The organism is Mesorhizobium sp. M7D.F.Ca.US.004.03.1.1, assembly GCF_003998635.1.
In the GTDB taxonomy this organism is placed as follows: Bacteria; Pseudomonadota; Alphaproteobacteria; order Rhizobiales; family Rhizobiaceae; genus Mesorhizobium; species Mesorhizobium loti.
Genome location: NZ_RZQG01001842.1, coordinates 1 through 420 on the forward strand (window position 1 = coordinate 1; position 420 = coordinate 420).

A 420-nucleotide genomic window follows, 5' to 3' on the forward strand; every position below is an offset into this window, starting at 1 on the left:
AGTCAAGACTCCGCTAACCACGGGAGACAAAGGCGATGCGCCGATCGTTTCATTTGCTTGGCCAGGAGGCGCATTCCGGGGCTTTCAAAATCCGAAAGTCTTCCGTTGCGGCACCGCTTTTGTTTTGCTGGGAGCTGGATTAGCTTACGTTTGCGTAAGCGGCAGACCGGCGAGGCGGAGCATCCGGCCGGACATCCAAAGGGAGGAAGACATGTTTCGAAAAGTGAGCCTGGCCCTTGCGGCCACATTGATCGTGGCGGGCGCGGCATGGGCCGATCCGATCGAGGGCAACTGGAAGACGCAGGCAGGCGACACCGCGGCCATCGCTGGCGGCGGCTCGTTTTCCATCACGCTCAAGTCCGGCAAATATGCCGGCAAGACCATCGGCTCGCTCAAGGCGACAGGCGACAACAAATATGC

Annotated in this window: 1 pseudogene; it reads left to right on the plus strand. The window is 59.8% G+C overall.

What is annotated here, in order from left to right:
• Positions 1 to 211 precede the first annotated feature (211 nt).
• Positions 212 to 420 (plus strand): annotated as a pseudogene (locus tag EN935_RS40325) (DUF2147 domain-containing protein); the annotation flags it as partial.